At 65.5% G+C, this 23,447-nt stretch carries 19 protein-coding genes and 1 pseudogene; 14 read left to right on the top strand and 6 right to left on the bottom strand.

Features of this window, described 5'->3' with window-relative positions; genetic code table 11:
• The first annotated feature begins 131 nt into the window (after window positions 1–131).
• From Q9293_RS09695 to Q9293_RS09680, 5 genes and pseudogenes are all read left to right on the top strand, one after another.
• Window positions 132–734: a hypothetical protein gene (locus Q9293_RS09695; protein ID WP_306245868.1), complete on the top strand. Its 603-nt coding sequence runs from the start codon at window positions 132–134 to the stop codon at window positions 732–734.
• Window positions 735–820: 86 nt separating this feature from the next.
• Window positions 821–1,801: pseudogene (locus tag Q9293_RS18680) on the top strand (phosphate acyltransferase); the annotation flags it as partial.
• 84 nt (window positions 1,802–1,885) lie between these two features.
• The gene (buk, locus tag Q9293_RS18675; protein WP_372342205.1) at window positions 1,886–3,031 is read left to right on the top strand and encodes a butyrate kinase; all 1,146 of its coding nucleotides are present in this window, start codon (window positions 1,886–1,888) and stop codon (window positions 3,029–3,031) included.
• 371 nt (window positions 3,032–3,402) lie between these two features.
• On the top strand, window positions 3,403–3,618 hold the full coding sequence (locus Q9293_RS09685) for a hypothetical protein (protein ID WP_306245864.1): 216 nt from the start codon (window positions 3,403–3,405) through the stop codon (window positions 3,616–3,618).
• A 186-nt stretch (window positions 3,619–3,804) separates the two neighbouring features.
• On the top strand, window positions 3,805–3,978 hold the full coding sequence (locus tag Q9293_RS09680) for a hypothetical protein (RefSeq protein WP_306245863.1): 174 nt from the start codon (window positions 3,805–3,807) through the stop codon (window positions 3,976–3,978).
• Window positions 3,979–4,108: 130 nt separating this feature from the next.
• On the opposite strand, the gene Q9293_RS09675 is transcribed toward Q9293_RS09680, so the two are convergent.
• A complete protein-coding gene (locus Q9293_RS09675) occupies window positions 4,109–5,011 on the bottom strand; it encodes a bifunctional enoyl-CoA hydratase/phosphate acetyltransferase (RefSeq protein ID WP_306245861.1) in 903 nt (300 codons plus the stop codon).
• Between the two features lie 52 nt (window positions 5,012–5,063).
• On the opposite strand from Q9293_RS09675, the gene Q9293_RS09670 reads away from it, so the two are divergent.
• From Q9293_RS09670 to Q9293_RS09650, 5 genes are all read left to right on the top strand, one after another.
• A complete protein-coding gene (locus Q9293_RS09670; RefSeq protein WP_306245859.1) occupies window positions 5,064–5,447 on the top strand; it encodes a TfoX/Sxy family protein in 384 nt (127 codons plus the stop codon).
• Between the two features lie 5 nt (window positions 5,448–5,452).
• Window positions 5,453–5,833, top strand: coding sequence for a GNAT family N-acetyltransferase (locus Q9293_RS09665; protein ID WP_306245858.1), 381 nt, complete (start codon window positions 5,453–5,455; stop codon window positions 5,831–5,833).
• Entirely contained in the window at window positions 5,808–5,975 is a 168-nt protein-coding gene (locus tag Q9293_RS09660) for an N-acetyltransferase (RefSeq protein ID WP_306245856.1), read from the top strand. The genes Q9293_RS09665 and Q9293_RS09660 overlap by 26 nt, the downstream gene beginning before the upstream one ends.
• Window positions 5,972–6,679 carry a 16S rRNA (uracil(1498)-N(3))-methyltransferase gene (locus tag Q9293_RS09655; protein WP_306245854.1) on the top strand — a complete coding sequence of 236 codons (708 nt, stop codon included), beginning with the start codon at window positions 5,972–5,974 and terminating at the stop codon, window positions 6,677–6,679. The genes Q9293_RS09660 and Q9293_RS09655 overlap by 4 nt, the downstream gene beginning before the upstream one ends.
• 144 nt (window positions 6,680–6,823) lie before the next feature.
• On the top strand, window positions 6,824–8,410 hold the full coding sequence (locus tag Q9293_RS09650; protein WP_306245852.1) for a methyl-accepting chemotaxis protein: 1,587 nt from the start codon (window positions 6,824–6,826) through the stop codon (window positions 8,408–8,410).
• Here Q9293_RS09650 and ilvA read toward each other — a convergent pair.
• Entirely contained in the window at window positions 8,407–9,945 is a 1,539-nt protein-coding gene (ilvA, locus tag Q9293_RS09645) for a threonine ammonia-lyase, biosynthetic (RefSeq protein WP_306245850.1), read from the bottom strand. The two genes, Q9293_RS09650 and ilvA, sit on opposite strands and share 4 nt — an antisense overlap.
• A gap of 272 nt (window positions 9,946–10,217) precedes the next feature.
• On the opposite strand from ilvA, the gene Q9293_RS09640 reads away from it, so the two are divergent.
• The 3 genes from Q9293_RS09640 to ahpF all read left to right on the top strand — a co-directional run bounded on the left by Q9293_RS09640 (window position 10,218) and on the right by ahpF (window position 15,779).
• Window positions 10,218–13,406 (top strand): S41 family peptidase, encoded by a 3,189-nt coding sequence (locus Q9293_RS09640; RefSeq protein ID WP_306245848.1) that lies wholly within the window; start codon window positions 10,218–10,220, stop codon window positions 13,404–13,406.
• A gap of 172 nt (window positions 13,407–13,578) precedes the next feature.
• On the top strand, window positions 13,579–14,148 hold the full coding sequence (gene ahpC, locus Q9293_RS09635; protein WP_306245846.1) for an alkyl hydroperoxide reductase subunit C: 570 nt from the start codon (window positions 13,579–13,581) through the stop codon (window positions 14,146–14,148).
• Window positions 14,149–14,216: 68 nt separating this feature from the next.
• Window positions 14,217–15,779 carry an alkyl hydroperoxide reductase subunit F gene (gene ahpF / locus Q9293_RS09630; RefSeq protein WP_306245844.1) on the top strand — a complete coding sequence of 521 codons (1,563 nt, stop codon included), beginning with the start codon at window positions 14,217–14,219 and terminating at the stop codon, window positions 15,777–15,779.
• A 20-nt stretch (window positions 15,780–15,799) separates the two neighbouring features.
• Here ahpF and Q9293_RS09625 read toward each other — a convergent pair whose 3' ends face one another.
• The 3 genes from Q9293_RS09625 to Q9293_RS09615 all read right to left on the bottom strand — a co-directional run bounded on the left by Q9293_RS09625 (window position 15,800) and on the right by Q9293_RS09615 (window position 19,412).
• A complete protein-coding gene (locus Q9293_RS09625) occupies window positions 15,800–16,960 on the bottom strand; it encodes a hypothetical protein (RefSeq protein WP_306245842.1) in 1,161 nt (386 codons plus the stop codon).
• A gap of 96 nt (window positions 16,961–17,056) precedes the next feature.
• Entirely contained in the window at window positions 17,057–18,997 is a 1,941-nt protein-coding gene (locus tag Q9293_RS09620) for a HEAT repeat domain-containing protein (protein WP_306245840.1), read from the bottom strand.
• 40 nt (window positions 18,998–19,037) lie between these two features.
• Window positions 19,038–19,412 carry a PilZ domain-containing protein gene (locus tag Q9293_RS09615; RefSeq protein WP_306245838.1) on the bottom strand — a complete coding sequence of 125 codons (375 nt, stop codon included), beginning with the start codon at window positions 19,410–19,412 and terminating at the stop codon, window positions 19,038–19,040.
• A gap of 100 nt (window positions 19,413–19,512) precedes the next feature.
• Between Q9293_RS09615 and mtgA the strand changes: the two genes are divergently transcribed.
• A complete protein-coding gene (mtgA, locus tag Q9293_RS09610) occupies window positions 19,513–20,223 on the top strand; it encodes a monofunctional biosynthetic peptidoglycan transglycosylase (protein ID WP_372342152.1) in 711 nt (236 codons plus the stop codon).
• Window positions 20,224–20,240: 17 nt separating this feature from the next.
• Here mtgA and Q9293_RS09605 read toward each other — a convergent pair whose 3' ends face one another.
• Window positions 20,241–23,300, bottom strand: a complete 3,060-nt coding sequence (locus Q9293_RS09605; RefSeq protein ID WP_306245834.1) for a ligand-binding sensor domain-containing diguanylate cyclase — start codon at window positions 23,298–23,300, stop codon at window positions 20,241–20,243.
• Window positions 23,301–23,447 lie beyond the last annotated feature (147 nt).

Raw genomic sequence — 23,447 nt, 5'->3', positions numbered from 1 at the left:
ACAAGCTCAAACCGCCCGCGGACATGGAATACCAAAACTGCGAACCGCAGGTAGCCCATTTTCGGCTGCAGGGCGATGAGCACCTGCGAAGAGGCCGCTATGCTTCCCGGATGGATGATCTCTGGGATTGGATGCGCGAGCGATGGGGCCTGCTGTTCATGGCTGGAACGGTCCTCCTCCTGGGTGCCTGGTGGTGGCAGGGCCGACCACTCTCCCATGCGCCAGGTGTTCTGGCGCTCGAAGAGCCGATCCAGACGGATCCTGAAACTCGGAATCCCTGGACCTTCAAAGGTCACCAAATCACGCCCCTGGCCCGGTTCGAGATCTGTGCTCGGGTGCTCAGTGCGGAACGATACCGGTTCGATCGGGCCTCGGAGTTGTCGCCGGTGGATTTCGCCCTGGGCTGGGGGCCCATGTCCGATTCGCGCGTACTCGAGGCCTTCACCATCCAACAGCGGGACCGCTGGTATTTCTGGAGTGCCGAGCGCCTGCCCATCAGCGCATCCGATGTGATCACCCACAGCGCGAACATGCACATGATCCCCGCCACCGACGCGGTGCGAAGGCGGCTGCTCTCCATCCGGGTGGGGCAGGTCATCGCCCTGCGGGGCCAACTGGTTCGGGCCGACGGGGCGGATGGCTGGCACTGGGTCAGCAGCCTCTCCCGGGCGGATACCGGAGATGGTTCCTGCGAGGTCATCTGGGTGGAATCCGTGACCCTCGCAGACCGCTGAGATCACATCTCGCCGCGGGGCGGAAACCCCTTCCAAGACCCCTGATAGACTCGCCCCACGAAGGCCCTTCATGGCCTTGGAGCCCCATGTTTGACATCGAAGCCTCCCTCGACAGCCGTCTCCTGGCCGTGCCCCGGAACCGCCCCACAGTGGTGTTCCCGGAGGCCCTGGACGCCCGCACCCTCGAAGCCGCCTGCTTTCTGGGCCGGTTCATCCGGCCTGTCTTCCTCGCGCCCGAAGCCAACGTGCGGGCCATGGCCGCCCGCGACTTGAGTCACCTCGGCGAGGATCGCGTCGCCTACACCCTTTCCGAAAGCGCCTTCCTGGACCCGTCCTCCCGTCCGGACCTGGTGGAGGCCTTCACCGCAGCCTGTGTGGAATGGAACCTGTCGCAGGGCAGGACGATCACCCTGGATGAAGCCCGCGCCCAGGTTTCGGAGCCCGGCCACTTCGGCATCTGGGCCGTGAAGCTGGGCCATGCCGACATGGTGGTGGGCGGCGCCATCCACGAACCCAAGGCCTTCTTCCGGCCCATGGTGGATCTGTTGGCCCACCGCGAGGTCACTTGTGAAGCGGGCATTTTCGTACTGCCCGATGAGCACCCGCAGGATGTCTACCCTCACAACATCGTGGTTTTCGGCGATGTGGGCGTGAACGCCAGCATGTCGCCCCGCATCCTCGCGGAAGTGGCCGTGGGTACCTGCGCCGTGGCCCGCGACCTCATTCCCGAGGACGTCCTGCCCGAGATCCGCTGTGCCATGGTGTCTTATTCCAACCGGGGCAGCGACGAAGGCCCCTCGCCTGAACTGGTGCGCCAGGCCGCGGATCTGGTACCGGCCATCCTGGCCGAGCGGGTGGCCCACTCTCCCCGCTACGGGACCATCCACATTCGCAGCGAGGTGAAGGTCAGCGTGGCGCTCTCGCGGCGTTCCGCGGGGCTATACGAAGCTGACGGCCTGCCCTGGGAGGGCGGCCCCAATGTCATCGTCTGCCCCAACCTCGACATGGGCAACCTGCTCTACCACCTCTATGGCACCCGCTTCCCGGATGCCCGCAAGTTCCCCGTGATGTTCGGCCTCCGGTTCCAGGGGGTGGATCTGGCCATGGACTGTACGCCCGAGGACATCCGTCTCGCGGTGAAGGCCTCCGTCATGCGCCTGCACGCCTACGGCGAGTGGAACCGCACACCCAAGGACACCTTCTTCCGGCGTCACCGCGTGCTGGTGCTCAACCCCGGCTCGACGTCCACCAAGACCTCCGTGTACGAGGGAGACGAGGAGCGTTGCACCGAAGAGATCCAGCATGCCTCCGAGGCCCTGAAAGGCTTTGAGGGCAAGCCCATCACCGATCAATTCAGCTTCCGCAAGGATGCGGTGCTGCGCTTCCTGTCCGACCAGGGTCTGTCCCTGGCGGATCTGGATGCGGTGGCGGGCCGCGGCGGGCTGCTGCGTCCCATCCCCCACGGAACATGGAATGTGGGTGAAGCCATGCTGAAGGATCTGCGCGAAGGCAAGCGCGGCGAGCACGCGTCCAACCTGGGCGCCCTCATCGCCGCTGAGCTGGTGGCAGGCACCACCAAACCCGCGTTCATCGTCGATCCGGTGGTGGTGGACGAGGTCGAAGAGAAGGTGAAGATCACGGGGATCAAGGAGCTGCCGCGTCGCGTGGTGAGTCACGCCCTGAACCAGATCGCCACGGCCCGGCGCTTCGCCGAGGAGCGCGAAACCTTCTACGAGCGCATCAATGTCATCGTGGCTCACATGGGCGGCGGCATCACGGTCGGTGCCCACCGCAAGGGCCACTACCTGGATGTGAACAACGGCCTCGATGGGGAAGGGCCCTTCTCGCCCCAGCGCTCCGGCAGCCTGCCGCCGGGCCAGCTCATCGATCTCTTTTTCTCCGGCAAGTACACCAAGGCCGAGCTGAAGCTCCTGAACAAGGGACGCGGCGGACTCATCGACCTGCTGGGCACCGCCGACATGCGCGAAGTCGAACGCCGCGTGGATGAAGGTGATGCCGAGGCGGCGCTGGTCTACTCAGCTATGGTCTACCAGATTGCCAAGAACATCACGGCTCTGGCGCCGGCCTTCGAGGGCGAACCCATCGATGCCATTCTGCTGACCGGTGGCATGGCCCGCTCCAAGAAGCTGGTGGCCGACCTCACGCGTTATACCGTATCCCTGGGGTGCCCCGTGCAGGTCTACCCTGGCGAAAACGAGATGGCCGCCCTGGCCAAGGGTGCCCTGCGCGTGTTGGCAGGGCGCGAAGTGGCGAAGGATTATCCGCCGACGGTTTGAGGGAGATCCCTCACAACGACTGGGAGATCACGAGGAGGCTGGAAAACCTTCCTCATGGTCTCCCCGTCCCATGAGGTTGTGGTTTGGACAGAGGGCTCCACCTTCGCCCTGATTTGATCCAACCGACACAGCGTGTCACTCAGCTGGACCTGAGTGCAGGTCGGCCCATGCGCTGTGCCACCTTCAACGTGAAGTGGCCCTGCAACAGTAAGATCCTTGCTTTCGGACCCTGACCAGGCTCATGAAGCTAGGATCACCTGACCACGGGGCATGTGATGGAATACATCCAAACGAGCGACCCTTCAGGTCTGGGCAGCTGGCTTCTGATTTTGGGTTGTCCCTTGGTGCAGTGTCACCCGTTGAAGGATGAAGTGCGGCAGCTTTCCGGCCCCACCTTCGCCACCTGCGCGAGCTGTGTCTATCAGGTTGGCGAATGGTTCGAGCACCGGGATCCGGATCTGGATTGGAGCCTCATGGCGCATCCAGAACACTTGAAGTACGGATACCACGAGGGAGCCGCCGCCGCGGAGGCCAGCAATCCCGCAGACACCCCGATCCCCTCCCAATGCAGCTGGCGGGTCGGCTAGGGGCAGGGCGACCATTTGGTTCGCCTGGGTGGAAGTGACGTTCGCCCAGGGCGATGTGTCGCTCCGCCCTGTGGCTGTGTCGAGTTTGAATGCGTGGGGTCGCCACGGTCTGGTCGGTGGGTAGGATCCATCCATCAACCCCAACCTGGATTCCGCTGGAATCCAAATCCATCCGAGGAGGCTTCCATGGTGAAGCAGAACGAGAAGAAATTGAACCTCAAGAAGGAAACGCTGAAGGACCTGACGTCTGAAGCAGCCGATGGGGTTGCTGGCGGTGGAAGAGTGACTTACAGCTGCCAGACTTGTTACGTGAATGAATGCTTCACCACGAATCGACACATCTGCTGGTGGGATAAGTAGGCGGCCAAATAAACCATCGGACGAGAGGAGCCATTTTAAGCCATATCGTCTCGTCAAGGTGGTGGCAGAGAACACGAAGGGCGCAGGGCATTCTCCTCTGCGCCCTTCTGATCCACGCGGGGCATGGTGCTCAGGCCAGCAATGCCGCCAAGGCGATGGAGCTGAGCTTGGTTTTCGCGCTGTCGCCGCGGCTGCTGAGCACGCAGGGCACGCGCGCGCCGACCACTACCGCGGCGATTTCGGCGCCGCCCAGTTTGGTGCCGGCCTTGTAGAACACGTTGCCAGCCTCGATGTTGGGGAAGAGCAGGCAGTCGGCATCGCCGGCCACGGGGCCGACCAATCCCTTGATCTGAGCGGCTTCGGGGTCGATGGCGCCGTCCAAGGCCAGAGGGCCGTCCACCAGGGCGCCCTTGATCTGGCCGCGGTCCGCCATCTTCGAGAGCATGGCCGCATCGGAACTGGAACTCATCTTGGGCAGCACCTGCTCGGAAGCCGCCAGCACAGCCACCTTGGGGGTTTCGATGCCCAGGGCCTTGGCGGTCTTCACCAGGTAGTTGAGGATGGCGAGCTTCTCCTTGAACTCCGGTTCGGGGATCACGGCCACGTCACCGGCGATCATGAGCTTGGGATGGCCGGGGTGCTCCATGACGGTCACGTGGCTGAGAATGGCGCCAGGATCCAGCAGGCCCTGTTCCTTATTCAGGATGGCGCGCATGTATTTGTCGGTGCTGAGGAGCCCCTTCATGAGCAGGTCCGCCTCGCCGGAGCGCACCATGCCCACGGCCTTGGAGGCGGCTTCGGTGTCTGTGGCGGTGTGCACGATGCGGAAGCGCTCCTTGGCCAGGCCCAGTTCTCCGAAGACCTTCAGGATGGCGGCTTCATCGCCGACCAAGATGGCTTCCACCAGTCCCGCTTCCACCGCGGCATTCACCGCTTCCAGGGTGTGGGCGTCGTTGGCCCAGGCCACCACCAGGCGCTTGCGGGGGCGGTCTTTCACGGCGCGGAGGAGTTCATCGAGGGTGTTGATCCGCATGGCTGGATCCTGTCAAAAGACGCCGGGACAGCCCGGCTTCTGGGAAGGTAGCATGGTCGCCATGACCGTCTCAGTGAGCTTCCGCACATACCTCCTCGAACAATTGGGGCAGATCCGCCCGGTGACCACCCGACCCATGTTTGGCGGTCTGACCTTCTTCGCGGATGGCCGCGCCTTCGCCCTGGTGGCGGAGGAGACCCTCTACTTCAAGGTGGACGACAGCAACCGTTCCGACTTCGTGGCGGCGGGCATGGGACCCTTCCTGCCCTTTGGTGATCCCGAGAGGCCCATGCAGTACTACCAGCTGCCCGAGGAGGTGCTGGAGGACCCGGACCAACTGGCGGAATGGATGGCCAAGGCCATCGCCGTCGCCGCACGGGCCAACACCAAATCAAAGGCGAAAGCGCCCGGCAGACCCGCGGCCAAGCGGAAGTAGGGATCATGACCTCCATCTGTCTTCGCCCCGCGCTTCCCGAAGATGCTGCGATCCTCGCCGATCTCGGCGCCCGCACCTTCCGCGAGACCTTCGAGCGCATTTGTTCTCCCGAGGACATGGATGCTTTTCTCACCCGCACCTATGGCGTTCCACAACAGCGGGCGGAGTTGGAGGATCCCTCCCGGCCGGGTCGGGTGCTGGAAGTCGATGGCCAGCCCTCGGGTTTCCTTCAGCTTCGGTTGGGCTACCGCGAACCGGGGGTGGCCGGGGAGCGTCCCGTGGAGTTGCAGCGCATCTACGTAATGAAGGCCTGCCACGGCCAGGGGTGCGGCGCCCTTTTTGATGCGGGAGGCCTTGAAGATGGCCACGGCCTGGGGCGCGGATGAAATCTGGCTGGGCGTCTGGGAGAACAACCACCGGGCCCTGGCGTTCTATCGCCGCTGGGGTTTCCAGGAGGTGGGCGAACATGTGTTCAAGATCGGCGAGCAGGTGGATCGGGATCTGATCCTGGCGAAGCCGCTGCTATGAACCTGGTGCTGCTGTTTCCCGAGGATTTCATCGCGACCGACCGTGCCCGCCTGAGCGGACGCCGGTTGCGGCATGTCCGAGAGGTGCATCGTGCCGAGGCGGGGGGCGAACTCACCGTAGGCATGTTGGGTGGCCGCATGGGGCGGGGCAGGGTGGTGCGCCTCGATGAGGAAGCCTTGGAGCTGGATCTCCGGCTGGACCAGGACCCGCCGCCGAAACTGCCCCTGACCCTTGTGATTGCTTTGCCACGGCCCAAGGTGCTGAACCGCGTGGTGGCCGCGGCCACCAGTCTGGGAGCGGCCCGTCTCGTTCTGCTGAATGCCTGGAAGGTGGAGAAGGCCTACTGGGCCAGCCCGAAGCTGAAGCCGGAAAACCTGCGCGAACAGATGCTGCTGGGCCTGGAGCAGGCGAAAGACACGGTGCTTCCAGAACTGCATCTGGCGAGGCTCTTCCGTCCTTTCGTCGAAACGGATTTGCCCGCACTGCTGGACAGTGGTTGCGGTCTTCTGGCGCATCCGGGAAGCGGCGAAACCGCGCCGAGGCCACTGGCCACTCCTGTCACCCTTGCCATCGGTCCTGAAGGGGGCTGGATCGATCCCGAAGTCCGCAGTCTGCTTGAGGCGGGCCTAGAACCCCTGGACCTCGGCCCTCGCATTCTGCGGACGGAAACAGCACTGGCCGCTTTGGTGGGTCGCCTGTTCTGAGTTTCCCGAAGGTGACGGCGGCGGAAACGAATGACTGTTGCTCTGTCGTTTTACACAGCCGTAAGAACTTGTATGCTTTGACGACTATGCGGTAGTGATATTTTCAACCAACCGGGCGGCGTCCCCGGGAGGAGAACGCAAGCCATGCACCGATGGTTGGACAGTCTCACTCTGGGAAAGAAGTTCGGCCTGATCATTCTGCTGCCTGCGGTGTTGATCATCTCCATGGCAGCCATGGGATCCTTCTGCATCGAGCGCATCCAGGCCGGCCAGGCGGATTCCCTGGCTGTCACCCGCACGTCTGAAGCGCTTACCCAATTCATCAACGATGCGAACGTGCTGCGCACCATTCATGTCTCCATGATCGCGGCGGCCCACGATGAGGCCTACCTCCAGAAGCGCGGTGATCGGATGAAGGCGTTCGAGGCGCTCCTGGCCAGAGATTTCCAGCGCCTGGGGGGCCTCGCCTGGAGTGCCGAGGATCGTCCGCTGGTGGATGCGGCCCTGCTGGCCCAGAAACAGTATGTGGAAGCGTTCCCCGCGATCCTCGAGAAGGCCAAGAGCGGCAAGGCCGACGGCGATCCTGTGCTGATGGAGGCCAATGTCGGCGAGGCCCGGAAGGCTCGTGAAACGCTGGAGACCGTGCTCAAGCATCTGGCCGCCCACACCGAGCGGATCAATGCTGAGACTGCGTCCTTCGGGGACCGCATCCAGGTGGCCCTTGTGGTTTTCGGCATGGTGTCCGTCGGGCTGGGCCTGTTGGTCCTGCGGGTGATCCTCACCCATGTCCAAGGTGAGATCGGAAAGGTCAGCCGCGCCATGCGCGCCTTGGCCGCGGGCGATCTGCGGGTGCGGGCCCAGGTGGCGGCCAAGGATGAGATCGGGCAGATCTCCTCTGATCTGGATGTGGCGCTCGACCGGCTGGCCGCGAGCATGCAGACCATCAAACACATCTCAGAGCAGACCGCCGCTGGCACGCACCAGTTGACGGCCACGGCGGAGCAGCTCAATGCGACCACCCTCGACCTGAGTCAGGGCGCGGACGTGCAGCGCAAGGCCATGGAAACCTCCGCCGCAGCCATGGAGCAGGTGGTGGCTTCGACCCATGAAGTCGCTCAGCGGCTGGAGATCGCAAGAGGATTGGCGGATGAATCGCAGCGGGTGACGAAGGCAGGTCTGGAGAACGCCGAGCAGACCACCCGCACCATGGAGGCCATCCGGGAAAGCTCTGAAAAGGTGGGCCGCATCACGTCGGTCATCACCGAAATCGCCCGGCAGACCAACCTGCTCTCCCTCAATGCCGCCATCGAAGCGGCCAAGGCGGGTCAGTCCGGCAAGGGCTTCGCCGTGGTGGCGGAGGAGATCCGCAAGTTGGCGGAACGCAGTGCGGGTGCCGCCAACGAGATCCACGCTCTGATCGCCGAAAGCAGCGAACGGGTGGGCGCCGGGGCCGACACCGTGGCCAGGGTTCAACTCAGCCTGCAGGCCATCGAGGCGAACGCCACGGAACGCTCCAAAGGGGTCGTGGCGATCAACCTGGCCATCGGAGAGCAGGCGAAGTCCAGCCAGGAGGTGAGTCAGTCCGTGGGAACCACGGCGGGCTTGGCTGAACGGAATGCTTCGGCCACGACCCAGTTGTCCGCCAGCCTTGCGGAAACCAAGCGGACCATCGATGACATCGCGGCCACAGCTTCGCAACTGCAGCAGCTCACCCAGGCCTTTTCGATCTAGGCCAAGAACAGGCCATAGGCCGGATTGGCGCCTTCATCCACAAAGCGGTAACCGAGGGCATCGAGGAAAGCCTGGAAGGCTTCCTGGTCCTCCGGCGGCACCTGGATGCCCGCCAGCACACGGCCGTAGTCTGCTCCGTGGTTGCGGTAGTGGAAGAGGGAGATGTTCCAGCCGCGGCTCATGCAGTCCAGGAAGCGGAGCAGGGCGCCGGGGCGCTCCGGGAACTCGAAGCGGTAGATGCGCTCGTTGGTGACCCGCGGAGCGCGGCCGCCCACCAAATGGCGCACATGGAGCTTGGCCATCTCGTTGTCGCTGAGATCCAGGGCCTCCAGTCCTTCTTCCCGCAGGCGGGCGAGGAGGGGCTCGACCTCGGCACGGCTCGCCATCTGCAGGCCCACGAAGATGTGGGCCCGATCCGGATCAGCCAGGCGGTAGTTGAACTCCGTGATGGAACGCTGGCCAATGAGTTCGCAGAAGGCCCTGAAGCTGCCGGGCCGTTCGGGGATGGTGACGGCGAGGATGGCCTCGCGCCGCTCGCCCAGCTCGGCCCGCTCGGCCACGAAGCGCAGGCGGTCGAAGTTGGCGTTGGCTCCCGAAAGGATGGCCACGAGGTTGCCCGAGGCGGCGGTGACACCCTCGCGGGCGGCCCAGGCTTTGAGGCCCGCCACCGCCAGGGCCCCGGCGGGTTCCAGCACGGACCGGGTCTCCTCAAAGACATCCTTGATGGCCGCACAGATCTCGTCGGTATTCACCAGCACGATCTCGTCCACATGTTTCCGGCACAGCTCGAAGGTCTGCTCGCCCACCTGGCTTACGGCGACACCATCGGCGAAGAGGCCCACGCGCTCAAGGCGCACGCGGTGGCCAGCGGCCAGGGATTGGCTCATGGCATCTGCATCCACCGGCTCCACGCCGATGATGCGAATCCCAGGCTGCAGGCGCTTGAGGTAGGCAGCGATGCCTGCGATGAGGCCGCCCCCGCCCACAGGGACGAAGACTGCCTTCAGGCTTCGGGGCATCTGGCGCAGCAGTTCCAGACCGATGGTGCCCTGTCCGGCAATGACATCCAGATCATCATAGGGATGGATGTAGACCTTGCCTTCAGTGGCGGCCAGGGCCTGGGAATGGGCATAGGCCTCCTCGAAGGAATCTCCGTGAAGCACCACCTGGGCGCCCAGGGTGCGCACCGCTTCCACCTTGATGAGCGGCGTGGTGATGGGCATGACGATGACGGCCTGGCAGCCCAGTTTCTGCGTGGCCAGGGCCACGCCCTGGGCATGGTTGCCAGCGGAGGCAGCGATGACACCGCGGTTGCGCTCGGCGGCTTGCAGATGGGCGATCCGGTTGTAGGCGCCGCGCAGTTTGAAGGAGAAGACCGGCTGGAGATCCTCTCGCTTGAACCACACCTGGGCGCCCACGCGGCGGGAGAGCTTGGGTGCGGCCTCCAGGGGGGATTCGATGGCCACGTCGTAGACCAGGGCGGTGAGGATGCGCTCGAGCAGATCCTTGGAGGGTTGGGTGGCTTCTGAGTTCAAGACATGGCTCCATGCAAAGAAGAACCCCCCGACCTGGCGGTGCGGGGGGTGGCTTGAATCGGGATCGGATTCGGCCTATGCCCCCTCGCGCGACGTAATGATCGCGATGCCGATGGGAATGATGGGGAGGCGGAAAGGGTTCATGGGTTTGAGATCTGAATGGTCAAACTAGCACTGCGTCTCAGGATGCACAAGGCGGAGCGGCACGGAGTCCTCCCCTTGATTCCTCGTTAAACGATGTATAGTGATGGCACTTGAATCAGGAGTCTTTGATGAAGAGCGTCCGCGCTTCCGCCGTGCTTCTCGTGACCTGCGCCCTGGTGGCCCAGGAACGCACGCCTCGCTTCGTCAGTTCGCCAGATGTGAACGGCGACCGTGTGGTGTTCACCTGGGAGGATGACCTCTGGCTCGGGTCGCTGAAAGGCGGAGCTGCGCGGCGCCTCACCACGCATCCAGGCGTGGAAACGGCGGCCCGCTTCAGTCCGGACGGCAAGTGGATCGCCTTCAGCGGCCAGTACGATGGCGGCGGCCTCCAGGTCTACGTGATGCCAGCCGAGGGTGGAACGCCCAAGCGCCTCACTTGGAGCGGTGGCACGGTGCATGGCTGGACGCCAGACAGCAAGCAGGTGCTGTTCAAGACCATTGCCGACTTCGACCGCCGTCCCGTGGAGCGCTTCTTCACCGTGGATCTGGAGGGCCACCAGCCCAATGTCCTGCCTGTGCCCCGTGGCGTGCAGGGCACCCTCTCGCCCGATGGGCAGCGCCTGGCTTACAACGCCAAGGGCAAGGTCGAGTACTACTGGAAGCGCTACAAGGGCGGTGACCACCAGGATCTCTGGCTGGCCGATCTGAAGTCGGGGACGTTTGAGAAGCTCACGGATTTCGTGGGCCGCAATGGCGCCCCCATCTGGGCCGGTGGCAAGGTGATCTTTGAATCGGATCGCGGCACCAGCGGCATCACCAACCTCTACGCGGTGGATCCTGCCACCAAGGCCGTGGAGCCGCTGACTGATCTGAAGGCCTTCGACGCCCAGCAGCCCAGCACCGATGGCCGCACCGTGGTCTTCGTGCAGGCGGGGCAGCTGCAGGCCCTCGATCTCGCCACCAAGCTGGTTCATGCCGTGCCGGTGACCACCAGCAGCGATGGCTGGAAGGCGGCGCCGCGTCCCCTCAACCCCAAAGACTGGATCCAGGCCATGAGCCTCACGGCGGGCAACGCTGTTTTTGAGGCCCGCGGCGAAGTCTTCCTGGTACCCACCGACGCCACCAAGCCTGCCAAAAACCTCACCAAGACGCCGGGTGTGCGCGAGCGCATGCCCCGCCTGTCGCCCGATGGCAAGCGGGTGGCCTATTTCAGCGATGCCAGCGGGGACTACGACCTCTACGTGCAAGCGGTGGATGGCACCGCCGAGCGCATCCCCACGGGCCTGAAGACCGCGTTCTACCACCTGGAGTGGAGCCCGGACGGCACGAAGATCCTGTTCGGCGACAAGAGCTTCGCCCTGTATGTGGTGGATGTGGCCACCAAGAAGCTCACGAAGATCGACGAATCCCACGAACTGAAGAACGACCAGTTCACCTGGGAAGTGAGTGACTATGTCTGGTCACCGGATTCGCAGTGGGTCGCCTACAGCTTCGTGGAGCCCAGCCGCAACAGCCGCATCCACCTCTTCAACCTGGCCACAAAGCAGAAGGTCACCTTGACCGACGGCTTCTACGACTGCGTGAACCCAGCCTTCGACCAGGATGGGAACAACCTGTATTTCCTCAGCTACAACCATTTCCACACGCAGCTCGACCCCAGTCAGGACAACCACATCCAGTCCGCCCCGGTGCAGGTGATGTCGGTGAAGCTGAAGGCCAGCGACGAGAAGGGGGCCTTCCGCATCGATGTGGCCGGTCTCTCGGACCGGATCGCGCCCCTGCCCGTGAAGCCGGGCAACCTGTTCCACCTCAAGGCCGGGAAGGGGCTGGTGGGCTGGGACGAGGTGGAGGGCTGGGATGACGGCGTGGTGGAGGAGCTCTACTCGCCCCGGGGTGCGGACAAGTGGAAGGTGCACCTCTACGATCCCAACTCGAAGAAGGAGTCGGTGCTCACCGAGCCTATCAGCGACTGGACCTTCGATGCCGAGGGCAAGCGGGTGCTCATTCGCAAGGGGCCGAACTTCCACACGGGAGAGGCCGCTGCCGTGTTCGCCTCGAAGGCCCTGCCGGAGCGCCTGGATCTGGAACGCATGGTCATGACCGCCGCGCCCCGTGAAGAGTGGAAGCAGATCTTCGAGGACACCTGGCGCTGGTACCGGGATTTCTTCTACGACGTGAACATGAACGGCAGCGACTGGAACGCCATCGGCGCCAAGTTCAGGGCCCTGGTGCCGGAGTTGAATTCCCGCCAGGAATTGAATGGCCTGCTGAGTCAGATGGTCGGTGAGCTGAGCGCCAGCCACACCTACGTGAGCGGCGGTGATCTCGGCCCCGCCCGGCCCCTGCCGAGCCCCGTCTTCTCGGGCCTGCTGGGCGCTGATTTCACCGCAGAGAATGGCGTCTACAAATTCACCACTGTCTATGGGCCCACACCCTACGCCCAGGGCCTGAAGGCCCCACTGGCGGATCCCGCTCCTCGGGTGAAGGCTGGTGAATTCCTGCTGGCCATCGATGGCAAGCCTGTGCGCGCCCCGGAAGCCATTCAGTCCCGGCTGCAGGTCATCCGTGGCCAGAAGGTGACCCTCACCGTGAACAGCAAGCCCACGTTGGAAGGCGCCCGCACCATCGAGGTGGAGCCGGTGCCCAACGATTGGGATCTGCGCTATGAACACTGGGTCGCAGGCAACATCGCCGCCGTGGACAAGGCCTCCAACGGCCAGCTGGGCTACATGCACATCACCGCCATGGCGGATCAGAACATTGGCCAGTTCGACAAATACTGGCGGGCCTTCCGCTACAAGAAGGGCATCGTCATCGACGTGCGCGGCAACGGCGGCGGCTGGACTGAGTACTTCATGATCGACAAGCTGGAGCGCAAGCAGGTCGGCTTCAATGTGCTGCGCGGCATGGGGCCCTTCCGCTATCCCGGAACGGCTTCCGATGGCCGCTACGTGTTCCTCACCAACGAACAGAACGGCAGCGACGGCGAGGCTTTCCTGGCCCACGTGAAGGCCCGCAACCTGGGTACCATCGTGGGCAAGCCCAGCTGGGGCGGCCTGGTGGGCATCATCAACACGCAGTTCACCCTGGATGGTGGCCGCGTGGAGCAGAGCAACAACGCCTTCTACGGCAAGGAAGGGCAGTGGTGGGTGGAAAACCACGGCGCCGAACCTGATCTCACCGTGGAAAACGATCCCGCCAGCCTCATGCAGGGCCGCGACCCGCAGCTGGAAGTCGGAATCCAGACCCTTTTGAAGCAGCTCAAGGACAACCCGACGCCGACCTTCCCGCCGATTCCGGCCTACCCCAAGCGTTAGGCAGACCCTGGGCCGCTCTCGACGATTCGCGAATCGGCCTCACGACATGTCGAGACAACAGCCGTGCTCAGCGCGGCTGTTGTCGTGTAAGGCCCGGCATTGCTGTGAATGGTGAATTGGCACGACGCTGGCTCTTCTGGAATGCCGCCGCATGCGGCCTTTCGGAGCCCCCATGTCCACCTCTCTCATCGCCACCGACGTGAAGCCCTTCTCGGCCACCGCCTACCACCGAGGCCAGTTCGTGCCTTTGACGGAGGCGGACCTGCAGGGCAAGTGGTCCGTGGTCTTCTTCTACCCCGCCGACTTCACCTTCGTGTGCCCCACGGAGCTGGGCGATCTCGCGGACCACTACGCCGAGTTCCAGCAGCTGGGCGTGGAGATCTACGGCGTGTCCACGGACACCCACTTCACCCACAAGGCCTGGCACGATGCCAGCGAGACAATCCGCAAGATCCAGTTCCCCCTGGTGGGCGATCCGGCCCACGTGCTCTCCCGCAACTTCGGCGTGCTCATCGAGGGTGCGGGCCTGGCGGATCGCGGCACCTTCGTCATCGATCCCCAAGGCAAGATCCAGATCATCGAGGTGAATGCCGGGGGCGTGGGACGCAACGCGGAAGAGCTGCTGCGCAAGGTGAAGGCGGCCCAGTACGTGGCGAGCCACCCGGGCGAGGTGTGCCCCGCCAAGTGGCAGGAAGGCGCCGCCACGCTGGCCCCCAGCCTCGATCTGGTGGGGAAGATCTGAAGCGTTCCTGACCTGTTTGTGAAACCCGCCGGGCGGCGTGTGGCCGCCCGGCTCCATCCTGGTGACCCATGCTCACGCCCGACCTCCGTGCCCAACTGCAGTCCGCCTTCCAGCACTTGAAGTCTCCCGTGGAGCTTCAGGCCAGCGTGGACGACGGCGCCGCCTCCGCCGAGCTGCGGGCGTTGCTCACGGAAATCGCGGCCTTGAGCCCTCAGGTGACGGTGCGCTGGGATGGGGCGGCGGAACGGCGGCCCTCCTTTGCCGTGGCCAGGCCCGGCGAGGCGGCCCGCATTGGGTTTGCAGGCGTGCCGCTGGGCCACGAGTTCACCTCGCTGGCCCTGGCCCTGCTGCAGGTCGGCGGTCATCCGCCCCGCCTTGCGCCGGAGCTGGCCCAACGCATCCAGGGGCTGCCGGGCGAGCGGCGCTTCGAGGTGTTCGTCTCCCTGGGCTGCCACAACTGCCCCGACGTGGTGCAGGCCCTCAACGTGCTGGCGGTGCTGAATCCCGGCATCCAGACCGTCATGGTGGATGGAGCCCGCTTCCAGGCTGAGGCCGAGGCCCGGGGCATCCTGGCCGTGCCCGCCGTGTTCCTGGATGGGGAGCCTTTCCTCCAGGGCCGGGCTAGCCTCGACGAGATCCTCGCCAAGCTCGACGACTCGGCGGGGCAGGCGGCAGCCGAGGCCTTGGCGGCCAAGGCCCCCTTCGACGTGCTGGTGGTGGGAGGGGGCCCCGCGGGCAGCGCCGCGGCCATCTACGCGGCCCGGAAAGGCGTGCGCACGGGCCTCGTGGCCGAGCGCCTGGGCGGCCAGGTGCTGGACACCCTCGGCATCGAGAACCTCATTTCCGTGAAGGCCACCGAAGGCCCGCGCCTGGCTCAGGCCCTGGAGGCCCACGTGCGGGAGTACGACGTGGACCTCATGCCCCTGCAGCGGGCCGAGGCCCTGCTGCCCGAGGATGGCGAGGGCCGCCTGGGGCTGCGGCTGGCCAGTGGCGCCGTGCTGCGCAGCCGCACCCTGGTGCTGGCCCCAGGCGCCCGGTGGCGGGAACTGAACGTGCCCGGGGAGGCGGCCTACCGCACCAAGGGCGTGGCCTACTGCCCCCATTGCGATGGGCCTCTGTTCAAGGGCAAGCGCGTGGCGGTGGTGGGGGGCGGCAACTCCGGTGTGGAGGCGGCCCTGGACCTGGCGGGCCTGGCGGCCCACGTGACGCTGCTGGAATTCGATGACACCCTGCGGGCCGATGGCGTGCTGCAGGATCGCCTGCGGAGCCTGCCCCACGCCGCCATCCTCACGGGCGCCCGCACCACCGAGGTACTGGGGGATGGCCGCCAGGTGACCGGCCTGACCTATGAGGACCGGCGTACGGGGGAGATCCGTCAGATTGCTTTAGACGGCATCTTTGTGCAGATCGGCCTGCAGCCCAACACCGAGTGGCTGAAGGGCGCCCTGGAGCTGACGCCCCGGGGTGAGGTGGTGGTGGATGCGCGGGGACAGACTTCGCGGCCCGGCGTGTTTGCCGCGGGGGACGCCACCACGGTGCCCTACAAGCAGATCATCATCGCCATGGGCGAGGGGGCCAAGGCCAGCCTGGGCGCCTTCGAGCACCTGCTGCGCCAGCCGGTCTCTGGCTAGGGGGCTAGGAGCCTAGCGGGCTAGAACGCTACCGAGTAATCGCCGTTCCGCATCAGCGGATGCAGGCTTCCATCGGCCCGCATCAGGTCCACAGCCTCCACCCGCACGCGGGGCTGCACCTCGGGCACGTACACCCGGTCGATGTGGATGACGGCCTCGGGGCCGCTGAAATGCTGGGGGCCCACCTGGCCTCCGAAGTGATCGCTGCGGCCGAAGGCCAGGTGCAAGCCGAGCTTTTCGTCCAGCAGCACGGTGCCGTTGGGCTTCACGCCGAAACCCGCCAGCACGCCCAGTCCCAGTTCCGCCAGGTTGCCGTACGCGGGTTCGCGCCGCAGGTGTTCCGCCTCGGCCACGGACTGCGGGCCTTCGCTGAGCACCGCCACGGCCCGGTTGGCCTCCAAGCGGTAGCGCACCACCTCGCCGTTCAATTCCACGGGCATGATGCCCGCCGTGCGGCTGGGATCGCCGGGGCGCTCACCCTCGTAGGGCACGATGTAGGCCTCGCCCGAGGGCAGGTTGCCCGCCGTGCCGGGGGTTGGCAGCAGGCCGCCGCTGGCGTGGCCCTGGCGGTGGCGCAGGTCCACGAAGAGCTCGCAGGGCCCCGCCGGGGTGCCGAAGCGGAAAGCGGCGCCGTCCGCCTCGTCCAGCAGATCTTTCAGCAGGTTCACCCGGCGGTTCACCTCGGTGTAATCCAGGCGCAGCGCGGGAATCATGTCGGCCCGGAAGCCGGGCATGGTGGCGGCGCGGAAGGGGTGCTTCTTCGCGGCCATCTTCAAGGGGGCCGTGGCCGAGAACTTGGTGAGGGCAAGGAGGATGGGATGCGTGGCGTAGAGTTCGGCAAAGGCGATGGACTTGGAGGGATCCAGGGCCTCTGCCGAGGGCAGGGGGCCACTGGTGTGGCGCCACGCCCTCTCGGGCAGATCCCCGTTGTTGGTGTGCACATTGGGGTAGAGAAACAAGTGGGCGTCCATACCCAAGTCGGCTTTGTGTGCCGACAGCTCATCCACCCAGGCTTGGGCCATCTCCCGCCCGGCGGCCCAATGGGCGTCATCGGCCACCTTGGCATCTGGCAGGTCCACCAGGATGGTCAGGGCGTTTTCCCCTGGCTGGGGCTGGAACACCCGCTGCACGAGCGCCACCAGTTCTGCGCCGGTCAAGGGATCTACGGGGTGTCCGATCATGCTGTCCTCCCCTGGGAGCATGCCCGATGGGGCGGGAGCTGTCGACCGTGGAGGCCGGAAGTGTTGGACGGTGCCGAGGCAGGCCTGTGCCGCCGGTTAGAGTGCCGCCAGCTGCGCCAGGGTGCGGGCGCAGGCTTGAATTCGGGTGAGATCCTCGGTGGACACGGCTCCCGGAGGCCGTTTTTCCTCGAGGGTGGATTGGAAGAGCCCCGAAAGTTCGATCCAGATGCCTGAGTTCTCGGGCCGGAGGCTCAGCAGTGCATCGCCGATGCGACGGCGCAGCGGCCATGGCTGGCGGTCATTCCAGGCCCCCCGCACGGCCTTGATGAGCACATAGGACCGGTTGGCGGGAAGCGGCTGCTCTTCGGTGCCGTGGGCTTTGGCGAGTGCCTCCACAGCGACGGCCCGCAGCACTGGGCTGTTGAGTTCCTCGGCCTTCGCGCAAAGCGCGAGAGCACCATCGGGATTCCCGAGATCCCGCAAGGACTCGGCAAGGGCGAGGAGGATCCTGGGCCCCTGTCCGGAGTGGAGGAGCGCCAGCAGGGGGTCCACGGCCCGGGGTGAACCGATGGCACCCAGGGTTTGCAGTGCCGCGATCAACAGGGTTTCACGGGTTTCGCTCGCCACCCGCTCCACCAGATCCGGCACCAGTTCCTCCAGTTTGTGCATGGCGATGAACCGGAGGCCCACGAGGACTTCTTCCGGATCCCCGTCAGCGAGGAAACGTCGCCCTGTTTCGACCGGTTCAGGCAGCTTCCCGAGGTGCCAGAGGCCGCGATCGGCAATGTCCGTGATGGCATCTCGCCGAAGCTTCATGAAGGCGGGGCGGAACCCTGGCTCGAACCGGCCGCCCAGCACTTCCAGGGCTGCGCCGCGGATGGCGCCATCCGCTTGGCCGAGCATCAGGTCGATGAGATCTTCCGCTTCCGGTTGCACCAGCCTCGCCAGGGCGCTGGCCACGCCCCCATGGCCTGTGCCGAGACGAAGGGATTCGGCGAGGACCGGCATCACCTGGGCGGGCTCGATCAGACTGTCTTCCACCATGGTGGCCAGGGATTGTGCGGCGGAATCCAGCGCGAATTCGATGCGGCGCGTTCGGCGCTGGGCGGTCTCTGCGGATTGTCCCAGGCGCTTGGCCAGGTGGGCGGGCTTGTCCGTGAGGGCATCCAGAAGGGTATCCCGGAGGAAGCTGTCCAGGAGGCCCAGGTCCCTGTCCTTCAAGCGTGCTGCGGCGGCCTGGACTCGGGCTGGTTCCTCTGATGTCAGATCGGCGAGCTCAGCCACGGGCGGAGCCGGGCTCGCCTCCAGGCGGGACGCCAGCAGCTGGAGTGCCTTCGCCTTCACCTCTGCGTGGGACAGAATCCGGAACTCCGTGAGCAGCCCGCGGACATCGCGATCCTCCAGCGATTCCAGGTGCGTTTCCTTCAGGAGCGACAGGAGAAACTCGGCGGCTTCGGCGGAAGGCACTGTGCCCATGAGGCGCAGGGCGTGCCGGAACACCAGGGGATCGGGATGCCCCACGGCGCTCTTCAGGGGCTCGAAGCTCTCGGCGCCAATCAGCTTCGCCAATTGGTGTGCGCCTTCGTTCGCATCAGAGGGTTGGGCGCTGCCTTGGAGAAGGCGGGCGAAGTGATGGTTGAAGGCCTCGGAGGGGTCTGATTCCTGCAATACCTGATTGACGATGTCCTGGAAACCCGGTGTGGCCCGGCTGAGGGACAGGGAGCGGAGGCTCTCCAGGGCCGCAGGTGTGCCGATGCGGCCCAGGGCGCGGACGCCGGTCTCGAACAGGCGAAGATCCTTTTCGTGGCGGAGGACGCGGTCCACCGCAGGAATCCACTCCACCCACGGGAAGTAGAAGCTGAACTCGAGGGTGAGTTGCCGCAGGCCCACGGGACAGGACACCCGGGACACCCGGCCCGCCAGTTCTTCCACGGCCTCGGTGCCAAGGCCTGCGACGGTCCGGAAAAAGGCCAGCTGATCACCGCGCCAGGTGGGGTCGAGGCGGTCCAGGAAGATCTCGAATGGGGTTTGTTTCATGGGGCGCTGACTTGGCTTCCTGAGGTTCCAGCCGGAGGGGTCATTCCTGTTTCAGTCTTTCCATCACGTGGTCGGCGATGAGATCCCGCACGAAGGGTGTGATCTCCTGGAATTCCAGGCCCACCAGCACGTAACCACCGGTCTTGCCGGCCACCTTGCCAAGCATCCGGACCACGGCAGCGCTCAACGGAACGAAGGGGAGATCCGGGTGATCGAGGAAGACAGATTCCAGGAGATCGCCCATTTCCAGGTACCGCGCTTCCGCCATCTGGATTTCCAGACCGCAGCCTCCCGCGCTCAGGTTGACCAGGTGCAGATCCTGAACCGCCGACCCGTTGACCCGCAAGCGTATGCCGTAGGACCTGTCGCTGATGCTCAGGCGCGGGTACTTCCTTTTTTCCTCCTGGGTCGACATCCAGAAATGCCCCCTTGCCGGCCGCCCTCCCTTGGTGGAAACCGACCTCCACTCATCGGCCTGGGCCCTGGCAGACTGAATGTTTCGGCGGGTGCGGGCGATGGCGAAAAAACGGGGTTGGGGAAAGCGGATTCTGCTGGGCTTAGCTTGGGCTCTGGGGCTCTTTCTTGCGTTGAACATCATTCTGGTGCTGACTTTCCGCTTTGCGCCGGTGCCGACTTCGGGGCTCATGCTGCAGCGTCGGGTGGAATCCTGGTCCGCTGACAAGCCGTACGTGGCGCGTCACCAGTGGGTGCCTCTGGAGGACATCAGCCCCAGCCTGGGCGTGGCGGTCATCGCTGCAGAGGACCAGAACTTCGCCGATCATTTCGGGTTTGACTGGCAGGCCATCGAGAAGGCCATCCAGCACAATGAGGTCAGCCGCCGGAAGCGGGGTGCGTCCACGGTTTCCCAGCAGACGGCCAAGAACCTCTTCTTGTGGAGCAGCCGCTCCTGGGTGCGCAAAGGCTTCGAGGCCTGGTTCACGCTGCTCATCGAAACCGGCTGGTCGAAGCGGCGCATCCTCGAGGTCTACCTGAACATCGTGGAGTTCGGTGATGGCGTTTACGGTGCCGAGGCCGCCGCGCGCACATACTTTGGCAAGCCCGCCAAGCGGCTCTCACCCTCGGAGGCGGCCCTGCTGGCCGCGGTGCTGCCCAATCCGCGGAAATTCCACGCCAACGCCCCAAGCGAATACATCCGCGGTCGCCAGGCCTGGATCCTGAACCAGATGCGTCAGCTGGGCGGCGAGCAGGTGGTCAAGGCGCTGTAGGGCCAGCGGCAGGCGGCTCAAGGTTGCCCGTAGGACTCCCAGTGCAGAGGGCGTTCCTCCCGGGCCCGCAGGGCCACGGCCCCGCTGGCGGCCACCTCGGCCGGATTGGCTTCAAAGGCCTGGGCCAGGTCGGGCGCCGCTCCTGGCAGTCCCGCCACGCCAAGCCAGCTGTCGCGGCCGGACCGTTTCACGGCGTAGAGGCAGCGATCCGCCAGCCGGACCTGATCTTCCCAGGTGGTGGCTTCCAGGTGATCCGGCTGGAAGGGATACACGGAGAAACCAATGGAGCAGGTGAGCGGCACGGGGTGCGTGACGCCCAGATCGAAGGCCCGCTCTCGAATGGCCTGATGGAGGCGGTCCACCACCGCCGACGCGCTGTCCAGATCCGCAGTACGGCCCACGAAGAGGATCTCCTCTCCGCCCCACCGGATGAGGAAATCGGATTCACGGGCCTCACGGCGCAGAATCTCGGCGATCTGCTTCAGGGCGCGATCTCCAGCCTCATGGTTCCAGGTGTCGTTGATCCGTTTGAAGTGATCGATGTCCAGCAGGGCGAACACCAGGGCCGCATCCGGCCCTGTGGCGCCAGCCCGCTGGTTGCGCGTTACCAGGGCCAATGCAGCTGGAAGTTCCTGACTCAGGTAGCGCCGGTTCCGCAGCGAGGTAAGGGGATCCGTGGTGGAGATGGTTTCCACGGCCAGGTTGCTGAGCTCCAGGGCCTGGGTGCGCTCCTGCACCAGGGCTTGGAGATCCTCGTTCCGCCGCCGCAGTCGGCGGGTGCGCCAGCGGAAGCCGGCGCGGCCCACCACGTGGCCCAGGCCCAAGGCGATGATCCACATCCACCATCGCGACCACCAGGGCGAAAGAATCTGGAAGCGGGCCGTGGCCATGGGGCCCGGCTGGCCCCCTTCGATGAGTGTGCGGACCTGGAGCTCGTATTTCCCGGGGGGCAGGGCGGCGTAGCGCAGATCGCGGTTCCGCAGACTGACCCATTCCTCCTCCAGGCCGAGCAGCCGGGCCTGGAACTGCAGGCGGTCCTCCTGCTGGAAATCGAGGGAGGTGCAGCGAGCCGAAAGGGTGTGATCGGCATAGGGCACGCTGCCGAGATCCAGGGAGCCCATGAAGGGGAGGTCCCAGGTGCGCCGGCCGAGCCCCAGGCCCAGCAGCACGGTGCCGGGAGCTGGTGTGTTGCCAACATTGGATTCAGGCAGGTGCCGCAGCAGGCCCGTGGTGGAACCAAACCAGAGGCTGCCATCGGCATCGGCCCAAGTGGAAAAGGGATTGCAGTCCGTGCCCACCAGGCCATCCTCGCGTCGGAACAGCCGTTGGGTCGCACCGCTCAGTCGCTGCACGCCGCGGGGGCCACCCACCCAGAGGGCGCCTGTGGGGTCCGCCACGAGGCTGTACACCGAATCACTGGCCAAACCGTTTTTGCGGCTGCGGTGCTCCAGCACCTTGGGCGTGGCGCCACTCAGATCCAAATGGGTGAGCCCGAAGGGTTCGAGGTAGCCCAGCCAAACTGTGCCATCGGGCAGGGGCGCCAGGGCCCAGAGGGGCGCATCGTGCAGCCCAACCTCTGGGCCGAACATCCGCCAGCCCTGTTGATCGAGCCGTGCCAATCCCCGGCCCGTGCAGGCCCAGAGCCGCTTTGCCCCATCCAGGTGCAGCGCGGTGATTTGGCCGAGCTCGCCCTGGCCGGGTAGCTCTGCCCGCTGGAAGCGCCGGTTGCCCATGGGATCCTGCAGCTGCCAGAGGCCATCGTTGGACGTGGCGATCCACAGGGAACCGCGCTCATCGAACGTGAGCGCGACGGGAATGGCCAGGCCCTGGGAAGGCGGCAGGGGAAGGCGCGTCACGCTCTGGCGATCCGGCGCGATGCGCACGAGGAAGGGATGTTCCCCAGCGCCCCAGATGCTTCCATCGGCGGCCTCGGCCAAGGTGTAGAGCACCAAACCGCTGCCCAGGGGGAAGGTTTTGAGGCCCTGGGCATCCATACGGGCCAGGCCATTGCTGGTGCTGATCCAGAGGCAGCCCTGACGGTCCCGGAGCAGGCCCCAGGTGGTGTCGCCGGGCAGGCCGTCCATGTGCGTATAGTTCTGCCAGGAGCCGTTGCCCTGCAGCAGGTGCAGGCCCAGGCTCGCGAGCCAGAGGTTGCCCTGCGCATCCACCAGGGCCTGGTTGGTCCAGCCCTGGGGAATGCCGCGCTCCTCGCCGAGCAACCGCCAGCCGCCGGTGCTGGGGAAGTGCAGCAGGCCCTTGGCGGTGGGCACAAAGAGGCCGCCGCTGCCATCCGCTGCCAGGTTCTCCTCGTAGAAACTCACTGCCAACGGCGGCAGCCCGGCCGCCGGTAAGGTGATGGCATCTGCGCCGCACCGCAGCAGCCGGAGCTGACTCGGCGTGCGGATCCACAGATCGCCGACGCCCGAAAACAACAGCGCTTTCACGGGTTCATCGGGCACCCCCTGCGAGGTGTTCCAGGGGGTGATGGCGCCATCATCCCTCATCTGGCGCAGCAGCGAGGGGCCGCCAACCCACATGGAGGAGCCGTTCCGCGCCAGCGAGAAGGCGGGCCCTTCGGGCCATTCAGGAATCCGTCTGAAGCCGCTGGTGCCGCCCTCGTTGCGGAACAGACCCAGCTGGGAAGCGACCCAGATGCGGCCGCGGCTATCCTCTGCGATCTGGGAAATGAGGGCGTGGGCCAGGGGGTCCTGTGAATCCACACGGTGAATGTGACCGTCCCTCAAGCGGCAAAGGCCCCCGCGGGTGCCGATCCAGAGGTTGCCATCGGTGGCCGCGGCGAAGGTGCGCACCCAGGCCGAGGGCAGCCCCTCAGGCAGACTCCAAAGACGGAACGCGGTGCCGTCATAGCGGTAGGCGCCGCCTTCGGTGCCCACCCACAGGAAGCCGGATCGGTCCTGGGCCAGGCAGGTGAGGCTCATGTGCTCCAGGCCCTCGGGGGCACCGTAGGCGCGGAACACCATGCGCCCCGAGGTGGGAATGCCAGCTGCGGAGGCGGATGTCAGAGTGGTGAATAAGACGAGGAGGAACGCGGCGAGTCGGAAAACGATTCGGTGCATGGGGGAAAGCATCCCATCCCATCGGTGCGGTTGTGCAATACCTTTGGTTCGGCCCTGTCAAAACGGAGGAAGCGCCCCGATTCCGGACCCTCTGGTGACCAAGTGATGACACCGGTATAGAATGAGCGGACCCTTAGGAGGATCCAG

Origin of the sequence: Geothrix sp. PMB-07 (assembly GCF_030758935.1) — a bacterium.
GTDB lineage: Bacteria > Acidobacteriota > Holophagae > Holophagales > Holophagaceae > Geothrix.
The sequence above is the reverse complement of the archived record's forward strand: the minus strand, read 5'-3'. Positions and strand labels throughout refer to the sequence as shown.

Coding starts and splice junctions, on each gene's coding strand:
- Q9293_RS09695 (WP_306245868.1), top strand. CDS start 132: ATGCGCGAGCGATGGGGCCTGCTGTTCATGGCTGGAACGGTCCTCCTC.
- buk (WP_372342205.1), top strand. CDS start 1,886: ATGCGCCTGCACGCCTACGGCGAGTGGAACCGCACACCCAAGGACACC.
- Q9293_RS09680 (WP_306245863.1), top strand. CDS start 3,805: ATGGTGAAGCAGAACGAGAAGAAATTGAACCTCAAGAAGGAAACGCTG.
- Q9293_RS09675 (WP_306245861.1), bottom strand. CDS start 5,011: ATGCGGATCAACACCCTCGATGAACTCCTCCGCGCCGTGAAAGACCGC.
- Q9293_RS09670 (WP_306245859.1), top strand. CDS start 5,064: ATGGTCGCCATGACCGTCTCAGTGAGCTTCCGCACATACCTCCTCGAA.
- Q9293_RS09665 (WP_306245858.1), top strand. CDS start 5,453: ATGACCTCCATCTGTCTTCGCCCCGCGCTTCCCGAAGATGCTGCGATC.
- Q9293_RS09660 (WP_306245856.1), top strand. CDS start 5,808: ATGGCCACGGCCTGGGGCGCGGATGAAATCTGGCTGGGCGTCTGGGAG.
- Q9293_RS09655 (WP_306245854.1), top strand. CDS start 5,972: ATGAACCTGGTGCTGCTGTTTCCCGAGGATTTCATCGCGACCGACCGT.
- Q9293_RS09650 (WP_306245852.1), top strand. CDS start 6,824: ATGCACCGATGGTTGGACAGTCTCACTCTGGGAAAGAAGTTCGGCCTG.
- Q9293_RS09640 (WP_306245848.1), top strand. CDS start 10,218: ATGAAGAGCGTCCGCGCTTCCGCCGTGCTTCTCGTGACCTGCGCCCTG.
- ahpC (WP_306245846.1), top strand. CDS start 13,579: ATGTCCACCTCTCTCATCGCCACCGACGTGAAGCCCTTCTCGGCCACC.
- ahpF (WP_306245844.1), top strand. CDS start 14,217: ATGCTCACGCCCGACCTCCGTGCCCAACTGCAGTCCGCCTTCCAGCAC.
- Q9293_RS09625 (WP_306245842.1), bottom strand. CDS start 16,960: ATGATCGGACACCCCGTAGATCCCTTGACCGGCGCAGAACTGGTGGCG.
- Q9293_RS09620 (WP_306245840.1), bottom strand. CDS start 18,997: ATGAAACAAACCCCATTCGAGATCTTCCTGGACCGCCTCGACCCCACC.
- Q9293_RS09615 (WP_306245838.1), bottom strand. CDS start 19,412: ATGTCGACCCAGGAGGAAAAAAGGAAGTACCCGCGCCTGAGCATCAGC.
- mtgA (WP_372342152.1), top strand. CDS start 19,513: ATGGCGAAAAAACGGGGTTGGGGAAAGCGGATTCTGCTGGGCTTAGCT.
- Q9293_RS09605 (WP_306245834.1), bottom strand. CDS start 23,300: ATGCACCGAATCGTTTTCCGACTCGCCGCGTTCCTCCTCGTCTTATTC.